Origin of the sequence: Paenibacillus sp. WLX2291 (assembly GCF_046603665.1) — a bacterium.
GTDB lineage: Bacteria > Bacillota > Bacilli > Paenibacillales > Paenibacillaceae > Saccharibacillus.
In genome coordinates this window covers 4,385,266-4,401,060 of sequence record NZ_CP176755.1, presented here as the reverse complement: position 1 = coordinate 4,401,060, position 15,795 = coordinate 4,385,266, and the positions used below count along the sequence as shown (strand labels likewise).

13 protein-coding genes are annotated in these 15,795 nt (G+C 46.3%); 6 read left to right on the top strand and 7 right to left on the bottom strand.

What is annotated here, in order from left to right; translation table 11 throughout:
• Positions 1-52: 52 nt before the first annotated feature.
• Positions 53-1,351: an aminotransferase class I/II-fold pyridoxal phosphate-dependent enzyme gene (locus ACDE64_RS18815; RefSeq protein WP_411350340.1), complete on the bottom strand. Its 1,299-nt coding sequence runs from the start codon at positions 1,349-1,351 to the stop codon at positions 53-55.
• A gap of 299 nt (positions 1,352-1,650) precedes the next feature.
• Positions 1,651-2,283 (bottom strand): pyridoxamine 5'-phosphate oxidase family protein, encoded by a 633-nt coding sequence (locus tag ACDE64_RS18810; protein ID WP_411347859.1) that lies wholly within the window; start codon positions 2,281-2,283, stop codon positions 1,651-1,653.
• Positions 2,284-2,530: 247 nt separating this feature from the next.
• On the opposite strand from ACDE64_RS18810, the gene ACDE64_RS18805 reads away from it, so the two are divergent.
• A complete protein-coding gene (locus ACDE64_RS18805) occupies positions 2,531-4,219 on the top strand; it encodes a PLP-dependent aminotransferase family protein (protein WP_411347858.1) in 1,689 nt (562 codons plus the stop codon).
• Between the two features lie 199 nt (positions 4,220-4,418).
• A complete protein-coding gene (locus ACDE64_RS18800) occupies positions 4,419-5,204 on the top strand; it encodes a helix-turn-helix domain-containing protein (protein ID WP_411347857.1) in 786 nt (261 codons plus the stop codon).
• A gap of 504 nt (positions 5,205-5,708) precedes the next feature.
• Here ACDE64_RS18800 and asd read toward each other — a convergent pair.
• Positions 5,709-6,545: an archaetidylserine decarboxylase gene (asd, locus tag ACDE64_RS18795; protein WP_411347855.1), complete on the bottom strand. Its 837-nt coding sequence runs from the start codon at positions 6,543-6,545 to the stop codon at positions 5,709-5,711.
• A gap of 414 nt (positions 6,546-6,959) precedes the next feature.
• Here asd and ACDE64_RS18790 point away from each other — a divergent pair, with 414 nt between their 5' ends.
• Both ACDE64_RS18790 and ACDE64_RS18785 read left to right on the top strand, forming a co-directional pair.
• The gene (locus ACDE64_RS18790) at positions 6,960-7,559 is read left to right on the top strand and encodes a histidine phosphatase family protein (protein ID WP_411343609.1); all 600 of its coding nucleotides are present in this window, start codon (positions 6,960-6,962) and stop codon (positions 7,557-7,559) included.
• A gap of 34 nt (positions 7,560-7,593) precedes the next feature.
• The gene (locus ACDE64_RS18785; RefSeq protein WP_411350339.1) at positions 7,594-8,214 is read left to right on the top strand and encodes an NUDIX hydrolase; all 621 of its coding nucleotides are present in this window, start codon (positions 7,594-7,596) and stop codon (positions 8,212-8,214) included.
• A 176-nt stretch (positions 8,215-8,390) separates the two neighbouring features.
• Here the strand turns inward: ACDE64_RS18785 and ACDE64_RS18780 are convergent, their stop codons facing one another.
• The 3 genes from ACDE64_RS18780 to ACDE64_RS18770 form a co-directional block, all read right to left on the bottom strand.
• Positions 8,391-9,353: an AEC family transporter gene (locus ACDE64_RS18780; RefSeq protein ID WP_411347854.1), complete on the bottom strand. Its 963-nt coding sequence runs from the start codon at positions 9,351-9,353 to the stop codon at positions 8,391-8,393.
• Positions 9,354-9,728: 375 nt separating this feature from the next.
• Positions 9,729-10,703, bottom strand: a complete 975-nt coding sequence (locus ACDE64_RS18775; RefSeq protein ID WP_411347853.1) for an ester cyclase — start codon at positions 10,701-10,703, stop codon at positions 9,729-9,731.
• Between the two features lie 562 nt (positions 10,704-11,265).
• Positions 11,266-12,468: a cytochrome P450 gene (locus ACDE64_RS18770; protein ID WP_411347852.1), complete on the bottom strand. Its 1,203-nt coding sequence runs from the start codon at positions 12,466-12,468 to the stop codon at positions 11,266-11,268.
• 372 nt (positions 12,469-12,840) lie between these two features.
• Between ACDE64_RS18770 and ACDE64_RS18765 the strand changes: the two genes are divergently transcribed.
• Positions 12,841-13,728: a GNAT family N-acetyltransferase gene (locus ACDE64_RS18765; RefSeq protein WP_411347851.1), complete on the top strand. Its 888-nt coding sequence runs from the start codon at positions 12,841-12,843 to the stop codon at positions 13,726-13,728.
• A gap of 155 nt (positions 13,729-13,883) precedes the next feature.
• Positions 13,884-14,330 (top strand): GNAT family N-acetyltransferase, encoded by a 447-nt coding sequence (locus ACDE64_RS18760; protein WP_411343604.1) that lies wholly within the window; start codon positions 13,884-13,886, stop codon positions 14,328-14,330.
• Between the two features lie 53 nt (positions 14,331-14,383).
• Here the strand turns inward: ACDE64_RS18760 and ACDE64_RS18755 are convergent, their stop codons facing one another.
• On the bottom strand, positions 14,384-15,568 hold the full coding sequence (locus ACDE64_RS18755) for a DUF418 domain-containing protein (RefSeq protein ID WP_411347850.1): 1,185 nt from the start codon (positions 15,566-15,568) through the stop codon (positions 14,384-14,386).
• Positions 15,569-15,795: the final 227 nt, after the last annotated feature.

Sequence of the window (15,795 nt, the reverse complement as noted above, 5' to 3'; positions counted from 1 at the left end):
ATATATAAAGAATATATTATGATGGATTGCTATATTGACTGAAAAGAGAAACTTACCCCTGCTTCACATCCAGAACCGCCTGGTAAATCAGATTATACAGATCTTCCAGATACGCCTCTTCAATACAGGAAAATGCGACGCGCAGATCGTGGTCGCCCAGGGCAATCGTGCCGATCTCGTACTCACTCAGCAGACGTTGACGTACCGCTTCAGCGGATACATCTTTTAGTCTCAGACACATAAAGTACCCGGAGTTAAACGGATAATACTCCCACACATCGTCATATTTGCCGCTATTGAGCAAATCTTTGACCTTGTTGGCACGACCTTTCATAATCCGGAACTTTTCTTCTTTTTGTGCTTCAAAATCCGGCGATTGTAGTGCGTGCAGTACGAATGTTTGCGAAGGATGCGCACCGCTGGAAATCGTGGAGCGGATAATACCCAGTGTTTTTTGCTCCAGTACATTCAGAGCGACACTGCTTTGAGCGCCATACGTAATAAATCCGACGCGGAAGCCCCATACATATTCTTCTTTGGTCGCGCCATCGACTTTGATCGGCAGCACACGCGGATGCAAACCTGTCAGCTCACCGAACAGCGATTCGTGCATCGAATCTTCAAAGAACAATCCGAAGTACGCATCATCTGTTACGACAACGACATTGATGCCTGCCAGCGCCGCTTCATTGATCGCTGCAACAATGCGATGACCGTCTTCCACATCTGGCGTATAGCCTGTCGGGTTGTTTGGGAAATTGAGAATGACGATCGCTTTGCCTTTATCTTTTTGCGCCAGCAATGCTTCACGCAGTCCGTCGCTATTGAATTTCATGTCGTCGGTATAGAGTTCATAATTGACGATCTCTGAACCGCGACGTACGCCGAAGGTCAGTTCGTAATTTTCCCAGTTTTTGTCCGGGTAAATGATCGCATCGCCAACGTCGGCGAATAGATCGGCAACAATGCTCAAACCGTGGGTTAGCGCATTGGTAGCTACCGGATTACCGAATGTTTTGTCGGCTAGAGACGGATTGTCCTTGATCATTTTCTCACGCCATGCGGTACGCAATTCCGGTTTGCCGGCTGGTGGTGCATACGGGTACAGATCTTTTGGCTGAAAAGCGGATAAGGAGTCCTGAATGACCTTCAAATGCATCGGCTTGCCGTTTTCCGTCGCAATCCCGATCGTGGCATTGTATTTCTTCGCCTTGCTCGACGCTTCCGCCGATTGGCTCAAAATGCCTTCCTTCGGAAAATACAGCTCTTTGCCGAGCGCGGACAGCATATCATAAATGTAAGGACTGTCCTGTTTCAAATTGTCATTCAATTGTACTGCCAGTGGGTTCATCTTTTTCATCCTTCCGGGTCTGCTTAAATATTAACCAGGCGAAGAGTATGGAGATTGTTCAGGAGCTTCCGCCTGATTTCGCTGTCTCATAGTATAGCATTGACGATGCGAAGGTGTCACGGTGCAGACGGTGAATTTTAAGCGTTGAGATGTGAAAAGGATGTGAATACATATTGGCTATACAGCACATAGCTGACGCATCTACAAAATTTGTTCCTACGATATATATTGGAAAATAGGATAGCCAAGAGTCAAGTGACGATGTATGTGAACAGAAAGGTATAGGATCAGGTGAAATATTATTCTGGATTTTGTGCGGAGCGGTGAGCTGGGCAGTACTTTTCCATCATTTCCAGCGTTGCCAGATCGCCCGGGGTACCGCGCTGTTGCAAGCCAGTCATTAATTGCTGGCGCTCTTTGTCGCGCGCATTTTGCCCAAATTTGAATTTGGCACTCCATTCCTGTGGAACGATCTTGATCAGCGCTACGCCTTTGAGACGTGGAACATATCGTGGATCGTCGGTGGTGATCGGATCGTAGCCGCCTTCGGGCTGCAATTTGCGCATGAAAATCCCTAACGCTTCCGCCTTCTCATCCAGATCGGTAACGATCTCCGCATGTCCGCGTACAGTAACACTTTTGAAAAAGGACGACGCTGGGCATGCCATATCCGCATCTGTAAAATACGAAGGAATCAGCGCATATTCGTGTGCCGCCGAGAAGCTGACCCGATTATCGTGTTGCAGTAGCTTCATCTTCTCGCCCACACGACTGCCATGTACGTAAAAGACACCATTGCCATACGCAAAATTCAGCGGCACGACTCGCGGCCATCCATCCTCGCTAGGAATTCCCAGAAATCCAAAACTAACTTCTTCCAAAAATTCTTCAATTTCCTGCTGCTCCTTAATCGAGAAATCTTTTCTGCGCATGTGTATTCTCTCCCTCTGTCTATTGTATACATTCTTTGCCATGTACAAGCTCGCATTGCCATTGGTTGACCAATTATGTAGTTTGAGATTATGCTAAAAAGTGACAGGTGAAAAGATCCAATAATCCAGAAAACGAGTAGTCCAATTTTAGTGGGTTAAAGTGTAAAGATAGTATATAGAAATTATACATAGCATTTGACATCATCGTTTGAGACTAAGACAGGATTGCGAAAGGAGGGACAGTACGATGGAGATTATGATCTCGTATCAGCGTCAATTGGAGCGTCATGGGCATAAATATTTGGCGCTGTATTATGCGCTGCGGGAAGGGATTTTGAATGGAACGCTTGCACGCGGTAGTCGGTTGCCTTCGACTCGTAAGCTGGCGGAAGTGTACGGAATTTCGCGTGGTAGTGCAGCGGAGGCATATGATCTGTTGCTGGCAGAGGGCTATGTAGAATCTGCTGTCGGACGCGGCACATACGTATCCGATGAGCTGGCGGGATTGCCCCCGCTTCATTCCAACAGTACGTCTAACGAACAATCGCATCACCAGCCATCTGCATGGTCACAATCCAATCACGTTTATGACAACGATGATCCAAAAGCAAAAGCAAAAGCAAAAGAAAATAAAAACGAAAAAGAAAACGAAGATCTTCCATCTGACCGTCCACAATTATCACGCTGGGGACAGCGGGTGTTGGATCTTGATCATCGTTCTTCTATCCAAGGTCAGCCCAACAATTCAGAACAGACTTCGACCAATCCGATTTCTAGCCTACATGGATCGTTGAATCATTCGTTGCTACCTACACATCTCCATGCGTGTACAGAAGAACATCTGTCACCTATTTCGTTTGCTCCACCGGATATTTTGCTGTCTGGTAGCTCATTAGCGGCATGGAAAACGGCGCTGGCAGCAGCAAGTCGCGATATGCAGTCGCCTGATTTTGCAGGAAGTACTGGTATCGCTGGTGATGAACGTCTGCGCGAAACGATTTGCACTCATCTGGGACGAACAAGAGGCATTCAGGCAAAACCAGAGCAGGTCGTGTTGTGCAGTGGTTCGATGGAAGTAATTGTGCTGCTCTGTCAGCTGCTAATTAACGAGCAGGATGATGTTGTGCTAGAAGACCCGTGTTACAATGGCATCGCCCGTGCCATTATTGCTAGTGGTGGACAGATTATACCGGCACCGCTGGATCGGCATGGGATTTTGCCGCAGGATTGGGCATCGCAGCTGTTGTTTGTCACGCCGGGGCGCCAGTTTCCGACCGGTGTGATTTTACCGTTAGCGCGGCGTCAACAGCTGCTGCAATGGGCAGATCGTCATTCAGCTTGGATTGTAGAGGATGATTATGATAGCGAATTTCGCTGGGGTGGTCGTCCAATTGAGCCGCTCAAGGCGCTGGATACGTCGGAATCAGTCATTTATGTCGGTTCCTTTTCCAAAAGTATGTTTTCCGGTCTGCGCATCGGCTATGCGGTCATGCCACCTGGTCTATCGTCCGCACTAATCGCCGCCAAAAAGCTGTACGATCCACTGCCATCCTCGCAATTGGAACAACGCGCGCTGGCACGCTTTATGATGCGCGGCGAATATATGCGCCATTTGCGGCGGATGACTCGGCTGTATCGCGCTCGATTCGATCTGTTGCAGCAGCAAATGGATGAACAATTGAACGGTCTGTTTGAATGGATGCCGACCGATTCGGGGTTGCATCGTTACGGTATATGGACACAATCGGTAGAGCAATATGAATGGTTTCGTCAGCAAGCTCGTCAATTGCAAGTCTACTGGCGGGATGCAGCAGATTCCAGATTGACGCCGGGACCACCGTCAGTGTGCTTTAGTTTTGCTCAGATGGATGAACTACAAATTCGCGAAGGCATCCAGCGTTTGCAGCTAGCATGGCAACGCGTATCGCAGGTTTGATACAGGATGATTGGTATGTACATTTGCCTCTTTCTGATAGTGATGCAGGGCAAGCCATTGACGAATGCCTTCTTTTTGCGCAATATAAGCGCATAGCAACTTTTTTGCATCATGATCAATGTGCCGGTCGTGGAGAATCGTATATCTCCATCTTCCGGCTGCTCATAAATACACATAAACGAATCAAGGGGGGACATGAATGCTGGAATTATCACCATCTTCTTACGTATTAAAACCGGCTTTTGCCAAAATCTTCTGTGAACCGGAATGGCGCTGGCCGAAGCGAGATAAACCGATGCCAAACTACGATCTGTTCTACGTATGGAGCGGAGAAGGAGAATTGATTCTGAACGGCGAGCCGTATGCGATCAGCAAAGGCAGCTGTTTTCTGTTCCGTCCGGGTGACGAGACGACCGCTACCCATAATCCGCAAAAACCGTTGGTGTTAACGTATATTCACTTCGATGTGGATCAACCGGTCAGTCAGGTGCCTGTACATTATCGTATATTGGAAGAAACGATTGATTTTGAATATATGCTCGTTCGTTATGTTCGTCTGTTGTTAGAGCAGGCATTTGCCGCTGAAGAGGAAGCGCGTCTGATTCTCAAGCAGCTTATGATCCATCTACTGCGTGATGAGCAGCACAAACCTGCACCGCGTAAAGTGAGCAATCAGCTGAATGAGACGATTCAGGAAGTGGCAAACTATATCCGTCAGCACCCAAGCTTGGCGCACCGGGTGGAGGATTTGGCTGCGCGTGCCGGATTGTCGCCACGCTATTTTTCGATCAAATTCAAGGAACTGATCGGCGTATCAGTACAATCCTATATTATCCGTATGCGTATTGAGCGAGCTGAGCATCTGCTCGTATATACAGGCATGAATGTAACAGAGGTGGCAGATGCGCTCGGATACCGCGATATTTTCTTTTTCAGTCGTCAATTTAAACAATACACAGGCAAAAGCCCTTCCGAAATCCGCTGATTGCTGCGCGATCCTAGCTTGTTGCCTGCTTGTTTCATTGCTGACATGCGGGGGTAAGTACAAATCATGTTATATCGATTTGTAAAGGCTGTGTAAACACAATCTCACCTCATTCTAAATGTAGCACTCCACTCACATACAGCTTGATTACACATACAGTCATCCAGAAAGGAGGGTACAGTCATGCGCTTTAGACGCCGGGGACGTACAAGCAACGGTAACCAAGGAAACGGTAGAACAAGTTTCCGCAGCCGCCTGCGCCGCTTTGAGATTAGTATTCCCGAAGCAGAGGCTTGGTTCTGAAAACGGTTTATACTTAATGATGTAAACGTACTTATTTTATATACAGCTTCATTTTGGTATAAGAATTCGCATCTTACGCGGATTCACCTTACAAGCTTACGCAAAAAGCCTGGTCAGCACATGATGCTGTCCAGGCTTTATCTGTCGTTTACAAATGTAACAATTGATCAATGCTGCTGTAGATTGCGGTTGCTGTAGTTACTATTTTTGCAATTCGGCTTCCTTGATTCGCTGGTATGGACGTGTAGCTTCCAGATCGACCAGCGTACCGAGTTTTTCGCCCATTTTGACGCGGCTACCGATAGATAATTGTTCGTCAGGGGTAAAGGTGCCTTTTTGCATGAGCAGCACAATAGTAGAGCCAAATTCAAAATAAGCGAGTTCATCGCCTTTGTTCCAGCTCGTGCGCTGTTCATCGGCATAGCGGATGCTGCTCACATTGAGCGCGCCGACTTTGACTACAGCGACTTCTCCACAATGGTGCGCCATATACGTAATCTGGCGCTCATTGCGGCTCAGCACGGTACGCATGTTGACCATGCTTTTCTCATTCACCGGATATACTTTACCAGCGATATGCTCGCGTTCCGTTTGCTTGCCGGTCACAGGTGCATGGATGCGATGATAATCACGCGGACTGAGGTATAACACAAACATATAGCCGTCCCGGTACGATTCCAGACGCGGGGAATGATTCAGCAGTTCTTCCAGCGTGTAATCCTGCCCTTTGACATTCGGAATCAGCTCATTGTTCAGCGGACCCATCGCGGTAATCAGCGCATCGACTGGACTGGCTATGGACATGGAGTCCGTATCAATCGGTCGTGCGCCTGGACGCAGTCGACGGGTAAAAAACTCGTTCAGTGTATGATAATCTTCCACTTTTTTCTCTGCTTCTTCAGCCGGAATTCCGTACAATTGAATAAACTTCGGAATCATTGCGCGGCTGGCGCGTGATTGGGCAAAGCTGCCTGTCAGTCGAGATACCCACTTGCGTGAAGATAACTCGGTGAACAGACGAAACATGGTATTGGCCATGATATGATTGAACCCCTTTCCAAAATAACAACGATAAACAGTGAGATACGATGACTGTCAGCCATCCACCTCGGAAAACACCGTGTTTGAATAGTATAAACACGAATAGCCGAACGTTAATCCGTTTCGTTATATTGCCATATATAAACTGCAAAATCAATTGCAGAATGAACCAGTTCCATCTGTGACTGTACTGCTAATATCTAATGAAAGACCAGCGTCCTGAATACAATTGCGAAAAGGACAGACCGTGTACACGAAAAATGATACACTAAATAGAGGTCTGTTCAGAACGTGGCATTGCGCATCATGCAAACAGACTTGCCAAAAGATCATTGTATACCTTTTACATGCAAAAGTCACTTTATAATACAGCGAATCTCAACAGAAACGACAGGGAATGGAGGCATCATTATGACGACTTTCGGCTTGATCCGGCATGGAAGTACAATCTGGAACAAAGAAGGCCGTGCACAGGGTAGTTCGGACATTCCTCTAAATGAAAACGGGTGGCAACAGGCACGTTTGCTCGGCGAACGCATCGCTGGTGAGCATTGGGATCGCATCTATGCCAGCGACCTGATTCGCGCGCAGCAGACTGCACAGGCAATCGCCGAAGCCGCCAAGCTGGACATCTCCTGCGATGCGCGTCTGCGTGAACTGGACGGTGGATTAATTGAAGGTACGACGCAGGCGGAACGCATCGAACGCTGGGGAGAGAACTGGAAGCAACAAGATCTTGGACTGGAAACACCCGAATCTGGCGCAGCACGCGGCATTAGCTGCTTGAGCGAGCTGGCACAGCGCTATCCGAATGAACGTATTCTTATCGTCAGTCACGGTGTACTGCTGAATCATGTGCTGAATGCTATTTTGCAGCAGGAACCGAAATGGCATGCACTTGAAAATATGTCGATCACCGTCGTCCAGTGTGACGAGCCAGAGCAATGGAATTGCGAATTGTACAATTGCACGCGCCATCTGTTACCATATGAGACAAACCCGGCAGACTGAGTGCCGGATGAGAGAAATGGAAAGGGTGGTAGCGGTGGAGCCAAAGTGGCTGGAATGGGCGAAGCAGATACAAGCAATCAGTCAAGCGGGACTGGAATATTCGCGCGATGTGTACGATATTGAGCGTTTCCAGCAATTGCGTGAGCTGAGTGTGGAGATCATGGAACAGTATACGGATGTGGAAACAGAACAGATTCGTGGATTGTTTGCGAATGAAACGGGTTATGCAACGCCCAAAGTGGATGTGCGTGGTGTCGTATTTCGGGATGAACGCATTTTGCTTATTCGCGAGAAGATCGACGGAGCATGGGCGCTGCCGGGCGGTTGGGCAGACATCGGATTATCCCCCAAAGAGATTGTCGTGAAGGAAATAGCAGAAGAATCGGGCTACGAAGCCAGAGCGGTACGTCTGCTAGGCATCCTCGATAAAAAATTCCATCAGCATCCGCCATCACCTTGGCATATTTATAAACTATTTATTTTATGCGAGATTACCGGAGGCGAAGCAGCCACCGATACAACGGAGACGATGGACGTAGGCTTTTTTGCCGAAGATGCATTGCCTCCGTTGTCGGTTGATCGTAACACGGAACAGCAGATTCAAATGTTGTTTGAGCATCTGCGTAATCCGCATTTGCCAGTATTCTGTGACTGACTCATGTTGATGGTATATTTGTACAATGTCAGATTGAGATACAATAGATGTTCTATATAAGTTTTATATAAAAAGTAGGATACTCCGCTATGTCAGACATAGTGTGGTATTCTACTTTTTTGCGTCTAGTTAGTGTTGTCGTGGCTCATTGCTCATCATACTGTATACCCTGTTTGTTATTGAAGGAGGTAAATCAACACAGGCAATACAACAATCGAGCTTAAGGTTGTCCATAAAATGCAGCGAGACACCAGACGAGGTGCAGCTCCAAATTGCTCTGCCAGAATGACCGCATTCACCGCTGTCGGCATAGAAGTCAAAATAAACAGCACATTGAACAAGATTCCATCAATGCCAAGCAACCGGAGAAGCAGCCAAGATAATAGCGGAGCCGCTATGATGCGCAAACTCAAACCTGCCCACAAGGCACGGCGAGTGGGGGCAACTTGTGCAGCAAGCTGGGCGGGATCGTTACTGCTGGCATTGATGTTGGTCACACCGACATGAATCATTTGTGCACCAAGAACTGCCAGTGCTACCGGCGAATAAGCGGCAACCAACATCGCAAATCCTTCATCCAACGCCGTTGGGAGTGATAATCCATTCAGCCGTAAGATGGTCGCTATCATCGCCGCATAAATAGCAGGCAACCGAAAGACCGAATACACCGCATGACGTACCGAAAAATGAGAACGAGCCGCGAAAAATACCCCGACTGTATTCACAATAATCATCTGCCCGATCACATACACCGAAGCTTTATCCAAGCCAAGTTGACCAAAAGCCAACAATACGAGCGGCAACCCGTAATTGACACAATTCGTAAATGTCGAAATCATCGTCAGCCCGGCTTGCTCTTGTGGATTGAGCTGAAGCACCCGACTCAACATAACCGCCACTAGCCACAAAATAACGAGACTAAGTAGCGAAAAGCTAATCGTATGCCCTACATCACCAAGCGAAATATCTGCATGCAGCAATGTAGTGAATACGATGGACGGTGTGAGTACATACAACGATAACGTTACTAGTGGCTTCGTATCTAGTCCGCGAAACCGTCGTAATAATACGCCACCTATCACCGGTAGAGAGATGGGCAGAAATACCTGATACATCGTAGCTAGCAACTGAGTAAGCATGAACAACATCCTTTCCGGTGAAGCTGGTTTGAGTCCCATGGAGTATGTAAGAACGAGTTTCACTTTACGCTGGAATCGTTGTAGGGTCAAATACTTGCATCCTATTGATTGATAGGTTGAAGCTATTAATAAGCTAATGTGTTATTGTTTGTAGTTATAAAAGATATACACAGTGCTGTTTACATCCAATCGGTTTGTTCGTTTACAGACGATTTTGTCATCCTAATTGTTCTATTCATCTCTGCTTGAATGGAATAAAACCTGTTTGTTCTACAGGCAGCAATTGTATGCCCGGAACAAACAGGTCTATTCGTAAATCCGATCTATCTTTGCAAATGCAATGAAGCAGAGTCCCATTCGACTCCCAACGTATCGTTAGAACATTGTATTATTATTCGCCGATTGCGCTGGAACTTCTTGAATGACATCCCAGTGTTCAACGATTTTGCCATTGGCTACGCGGAAAATATCGACGACGGCAGAGCCGCAGTCTTGTTTATTGGCTGTGGAATGTACATGCAGTGCTACAATATCGCCTTCAGCAATGACACGTACGATTTTGTTCTGGCTATCTGGGTTTTGTTTTAACATAGGGATAAACGATTCCAGCGGTTTACGTCCGGTTGGAACGGTAGGGTTATGCTGGATATAATTCTCGGCTACATATTTGGTGAGCGCATTGCCATCTTTTTTATTGAAAAAATCATTGTAGAATGTCGTTACAAGCTTCACATTGGCGGCAACTTGCTTGGTGCTGGTAGCTTTGACTTGTACAGGTGTACCAGCCAGTGGGAACATCGTATTATCGTTGGCAGACGTTTCTGGTACGGCTTGACCGACATCCCAGTGCTCAACGACCTTATTGTTTTTGACGCGGAAAATATCCACGACTGCCATACCGCGATCTGTTTTGGTTGTTTTCGCCAAACTGTGTACGAATACAAGGTCACCTTGCGCAATGATCCGTTTGACCTCTACGTTATAATCTGGATTTTGTTTGACAAATGGTTGGAAAAAGTCGACAAATGCTTGACGCCCATTAGCAGCGAGCGGGTTGTGCTGGATGTAGTCGGTAGCAATATAGCGGCTAGCCTGATCAAGCTTATGTTCAGTGAAAATCGTTTTAAACATATTCAGTACGAGTTGTTTGTTTTGTGTTAATTGTTTTTGTGCTTTTTGCTGCTGGGTTTGTTGAGCGGGAGCAGTAGCTGCTTTTGTTTTTACAGATACAGCATTCACGGATGGACAGTTGGTACTATCTGCCGCAGCAGCTCCTGCGGTACCGACCGTAGTCAGCGTTAGAACGGAAGCGAGGGACATACTCAGCAAAACGGATGTTTTTCTTGGCATTCAGATCACTCCTTCAAAAGGTATCGGTCAGCTATAGCTGCCGGAATGCCTTGATTGTAACCTGTAACATTACATGTTTCAAGTTTGACTGAACTTGTCCCATAATGGCTGGGTGAAAGGATGTATAGGCAAGTGTTTGCCCTTATGTAATGGGGATCGAACACAGGCGAATGATGAGTATATGTGCTGAAAATATATAAAAACAGCCAAAAATAAGCGAATAGTCCTGTATGTTCATCAAATCTTTACCAAGATGTTGGGTCTGTATTGAGAGTGGGAACGCTAAGATAGATCCTCTGAAAAATGGGGCTATGGACATATTTATATATGTGATACTAGGTTGGTTATACGTAGAGTAGAGGCGGAGAGCGAATACAAAGCACGGATCGTACATGCCATATGCACGCGGTACTGCACAGACTACATCAGCAAAAAGAAACGCCGTTCTACTCATAAAGAGCAGAACGGCATTTTCACCAAACAATCGATATGCACGATACAATATGCAAAAAGTGGCTATATTGCTCTACAATCGATCGTCATAATTAACCAGCTCACCAGCTCACGGATTAAGCGGCTTGAATGTGATTGGATATTCTTGTACGCCGAATACAAATGCACTTTGGATCGGCTTTAATTGAGCATCCTCTACCAACTGGATTTGCTCCATATGACGCAGCAGCGTTTGTAGCACGACCCGACCTTCCAGACGTGCGAGTGGAGCGCCAAGGCAGAAGTGAATACCAAAGCCGAAGCCCATATGCTGATTTGGCTTGCGATTCGGGATAAAGGTTTCCGCTTGCGGGAATTTGCGTTCATCGCGGTTGGCAGCACCGACCCATGAGATTACTTGCTGCCCTGCTTGGATATGTTGACCTTGCAGCTCGACGTCTTCGTGGGCAACCCGACCGATTGCCACGATTGGCGGATAATACCGCAATGTTTCTTCCACAGTCGTCGGAATCCATTCCGGGTGCTCGCGCAATTGCTGCTGAAGCTCCGGTTGTTCAGACAAAATACGCACTGCATTCGTAATCAGGTTGGTCGTCGTCTCGTTACCGGCTGCCAGCAGCAGAATGCAGAAACGGATAATCTCCATATCACTTAATTGCTGCCCTTCGATATCTGCCTGAATGAGCAGGGAGATTAGATCGTCTTTCAATTGTTCACGACGTTGATTGACGATTTCACCAAAATATTGCTCTAGCTCTTCATGAGCACGCGTTTTTTCTTCCATTAGCTCTTGGAACGCTTCTTCACTATCGTCGCGTGCGCCTTTGACTAATAGATCTGACCAGTGCTTAAACGCATCCCGGTCTGTCGTTGGTACACCGAGCAGTTCCGCAATAACGATAACAGGCAATGGGGTAGCCAGCTCATGCACCAGAGGGATCGTACCGTTTGCCAGATGCGGAGCCAGCAGATCGTCAGCGATATTTTGAATATGCGGTGCTAGCTGTTCGATTTTTTTCGGAGTAAATGCCTGATTTACCAGATCGCGCAGCTGCTTGTGCTTCGGTGGATCCATGTATAACAGACTCTGATTGCTACGGTTGCGTTGAGAGGAAAATACTTTCGGATGTTTGAGTACATATTGCACATCTTCGTATCGGAATACATCCCAGCATTTGCGATGCTCATCATAGCGGACGGGCGTTTGCTCTAGTAATTCACTATACGCATGAAATGGATATAATTGGTTCTCTGTTGTGTTCAATTCTCGCATCGGGATATAGTTGGCGTACTTCGTTTTTGTCTGACTCATACATATCCTCCTTACAGATATTGAAATGGGGAAACAGTGCAATATTACAATTTTCATCATTTATATATATTTATTTACATATTGAGATGACTCTATTATACTCTTTTGCACTGTGTTATACAAATTTTGTAACTTGGATCGTAGAATTTGGAGAATATGAGAGCTGCTGCTTACCTACTTTGTTCTACACAAAATATTTGCTAGTATGGCAATTTACGAGTATATTTATAATTATTTTTATTCATTAAAATGAATTTTTATTCTATTAATCGTTCTGTCAATCGGTTGTTGTAAATATGTGATATCACTATGAAGTGAGTGAGTTGGTATGTACATATAACGGGAATGTACAATGTGAAGGAGGTATACATCATGGAACAGTTTCATCGGACATTAGAGCAGAGTAGTCTTCGTACATGGGCGACGCTGCATACGTATAATCTGCAAGGGCTAGCACTACGGACGGCAAATGGTTATACCAAGCGCTCCAATTCCGTGAGTGTGCTGAATTATGATGGAGATCTGGCAGACATCCAGCATATCATCTCGCAATGTGAAGCGTATTATCATGCGCAGCAATTGCCAGCGATATTTAAAATCACGGAGGATGAGATATCCGCTTCATTCGATCGTGTATTAGAGCAGCAGCGATATGACAAATGCGATATTTCACTTGTGCAGTGGTTGCGGCTGGATACGTACGCATCCAACAATGCTGCTATAGATCAATCTATACAGAAGATTGCACATCATTTTCATCCGGACAACAAATATAATGATGAGAGAGTTGGAAGTATCAATAATGCAGCTACCAGCAAGATGTTCATCAGTTCTACTCAGACGGATTGTATCCATCAGACTCCTCTTCAATATGAAGCTATAGTCGAATGGATCAAGCTGGCAGACTCCATTGGTGACATGTCGGAACAAGCGCAGCAGATGATTCCGCAATTGCTACAAGCCAGTCAATGTCCCTATGCAGGTGTGATCGTTTATGTGGAAGGGCAACCGGCAGCTTGTGCGCTAGCTGTATGCGATGGGGAATTTGTGGGTATATATGATGTAATGACAGGTGAAGCATATCGCCGTCGGGGATTGGCACGTTATGCAGTGCATGCATTGCTGAACTGGGGCGAGCAGATGGGCGCGCAATATGCGTATTTGCAAGTGATTGCAGATAATGAACCGGCTTGCAAGCTGTATGAGCAGCTCGGATTCCAGCATGGATATCGCTACTGGTATAGAGTAGAGAACGTCTAACAATCTAACAAACGTATCATTTTGCTGCTATGGAATTGTGCAGGCTCGTTGTGTTAACTTGCATGTAAGCTGCTGCTATGAAATACATAAAAGCGATGTATACATCAAAGATCAGCGTTTCGCATGGCCCAATATCATTCAAAGGAGCACACCGTATGGAACAGCACACACTTGTTATTCGCGAAGCGCATCAGGAAGATATTCCAACATTGACGATACTAATGGATCAGCTTGGTTATCCTGTATCCGAGGACGATTTACGTAGACGCTTTACGGCATTGCAAGATCATCAGGATTATCAAACATATGTGGCAGAAGCAGACGGTGAAGTAGTAGGGATGATCGGGCTTATTCATCAGATGCGTTTTGAACGGGATGGTACGCATGTGCGTATTGGCGCATTGGTTGTAGATGAGAACGTACGCGGTGGTGGCATCGGGCGCGCGCTGCTTCAGGCGGCAGAAGGCTGGGCAGGTACGATGGGCGCACGCGCAATGACACTGAATAGTGGCAACCGCGAAGAACGCAATGGGGCGCATGATTTTTACCGCCATATGGGTTATGAGGCAGGCTCGACCGGGTTTGTGAAGCCATTGCAGTAATGTATACAAGCTGGCACAAATATGAATATATACGATGACAAAGCGGCTTTCTTTTATTCAAAGAAAGCCGCTTTTGGCTGTCCGCTGCGAGATAGATTCGTCCACATACGCAGTAGCTTTTCTACCGGACCATATGAATAGCGGCGGACATATAACGGGCTAAGCAGCCATTGCAGCATATAAATCGCTAGCGCAATACAGGTACCTGCCGCCACGCCAAACTGACCGAACCAGCCGAAACCGTAGCCATAAAATAGCGTGGTACTGATCAGACTTTGTAGCAAATAGTTGCTCAGCGATAACTTCCCGACTGCTGCAAAATGATTCATCCAGCGACGTTCACCTACGTTGACATACAACCATGCAAAAGCAAATACATAGCCAATCGCTAGCATTGGACCACCCACTAATACCGCCAGCGTTTCCCATTCCAGCACTGGCATGAATAGCGGCAACGCCTTGAGAATTAGACCGAGTGGAAGTAAGATCAGCGTACCGCGTGCATACAGCGAACGTTTGGCATTTGCCTGCTCAAATACACCTGTTTTCGCCATATACATACCGAGCCAGAACATCGGAATATAGAGCAGCGAAGTCATCGCAAGTAACAAAAACATCAGCACAAAGCTGAATGGAAACGAGCCAAGCGGCGTCTCTGTATTGCGATGCAGCAAAATATCCAGATAACTACCCTGACTGTACACAGTCAGCATATGTTGCAAATACTGCTCTTCTGCCATACTGCTACCTGGATCAGGTATTATAACGCTTACCAGTCCAATCAGTAGCAATACGCCAAATCCGATCGATGTCCATACTAGCAGTGTATTCGGACGACAGCGAAGATACAGCAACAAGCCAAAGCCAAACAGCCCATAATACGTCAAAATATCGCCTTCCCAAATAAAAAAGGCATGCACCATCCCGATCAACATCAGTAGCAAAAAGCGTCTGCTCAGATGCGTATATGGCGACAGTTGCTTTCGCTCCAGACTATCTTTCATTTTCACAATCCCAAAGCCAAATAACAGAGCAAAAATCGGCATAAAACTACCAACTACCAACACTTCCAGCAGTCCGTTGACGATGTGATCCAGACGGGTGAAGGATGCTGATTGTATATCGATCAAGCCCCAACTGCCATATTGGAAAATGAGCATATTCGCTATGATGATGCCAAGCAGCGAAAAGCCGCGCATCGCATCGATAAGCTGTAATCGTGTTCCAGACGTATTCATCAGGAAACCTCCATTATTGTTTTTGTGAGCTGCATATGTTGTATCGTATGTACAAATTGTGATTGTTTGTTGCATGAGGTAGTCGTTATATTGCCTATCGTATTGGGGTTGCGATAAGCATAAGCTACTACGCCTTCATGATTCATTACAACGGTTGACTCTGCTGTTCACGTCTACGCTTTACTACGACGATATAGGAAAGGCGTTGCGTTTTTTTACCATTTACA

What these genes read in the sequence shown, in the direction of transcription:
- asd (WP_411347855.1), bottom strand. Translation starts at nt 6,545, where the DNA reads ATGGCCAATACCATGTTTCGTCTGTTCACCGAGTTATCTTCACGCAAG.
- ACDE64_RS18755 (WP_411347850.1), bottom strand. Translation starts at nt 15,568, where the DNA reads ATGAATACGTCTGGAACACGATTACAGCTTATCGATGCGATGCGCGGC.
- ACDE64_RS18775 (WP_411347853.1), bottom strand. Translation starts at nt 10,703, where the DNA reads ATGCCAAGAAAAACATCCGTTTTGCTGAGTATGTCCCTCGCTTCCGTT.
- ACDE64_RS18800 (WP_411347857.1), top strand. Translation starts at nt 4,419, where the DNA reads ATGCTGGAATTATCACCATCTTCTTACGTATTAAAACCGGCTTTTGCC.
- ACDE64_RS18765 (WP_411347851.1), top strand. Translation starts at nt 12,841, where the DNA reads ATGGAACAGTTTCATCGGACATTAGAGCAGAGTAGTCTTCGTACATGG.
- ACDE64_RS18770 (WP_411347852.1), bottom strand. Translation starts at nt 12,468, where the DNA reads ATGAGTCAGACAAAAACGAAGTACGCCAACTATATCCCGATGCGAGAA.
- ACDE64_RS18790 (WP_411343609.1), top strand. Translation starts at nt 6,960, where the DNA reads ATGACGACTTTCGGCTTGATCCGGCATGGAAGTACAATCTGGAACAAA.
- ACDE64_RS18815 (WP_411350340.1), bottom strand. Translation starts at nt 1,351, where the DNA reads ATGAACCCACTGGCAGTACAATTGAATGACAATTTGAAACAGGACAGT.
- ACDE64_RS18760 (WP_411343604.1), top strand. Translation starts at nt 13,884, where the DNA reads ATGGAACAGCACACACTTGTTATTCGCGAAGCGCATCAGGAAGATATT.
- ACDE64_RS18810 (WP_411347859.1), bottom strand. Translation starts at nt 2,283, where the DNA reads ATGCGCAGAAAAGATTTCTCGATTAAGGAGCAGCAGGAAATTGAAGAA.
- ACDE64_RS18805 (WP_411347858.1), top strand. Translation starts at nt 2,531, where the DNA reads ATGGAGATTATGATCTCGTATCAGCGTCAATTGGAGCGTCATGGGCAT.
- ACDE64_RS18780 (WP_411347854.1), bottom strand. Translation starts at nt 9,353, where the DNA reads ATGCTTACTCAGTTGCTAGCTACGATGTATCAGGTATTTCTGCCCATC.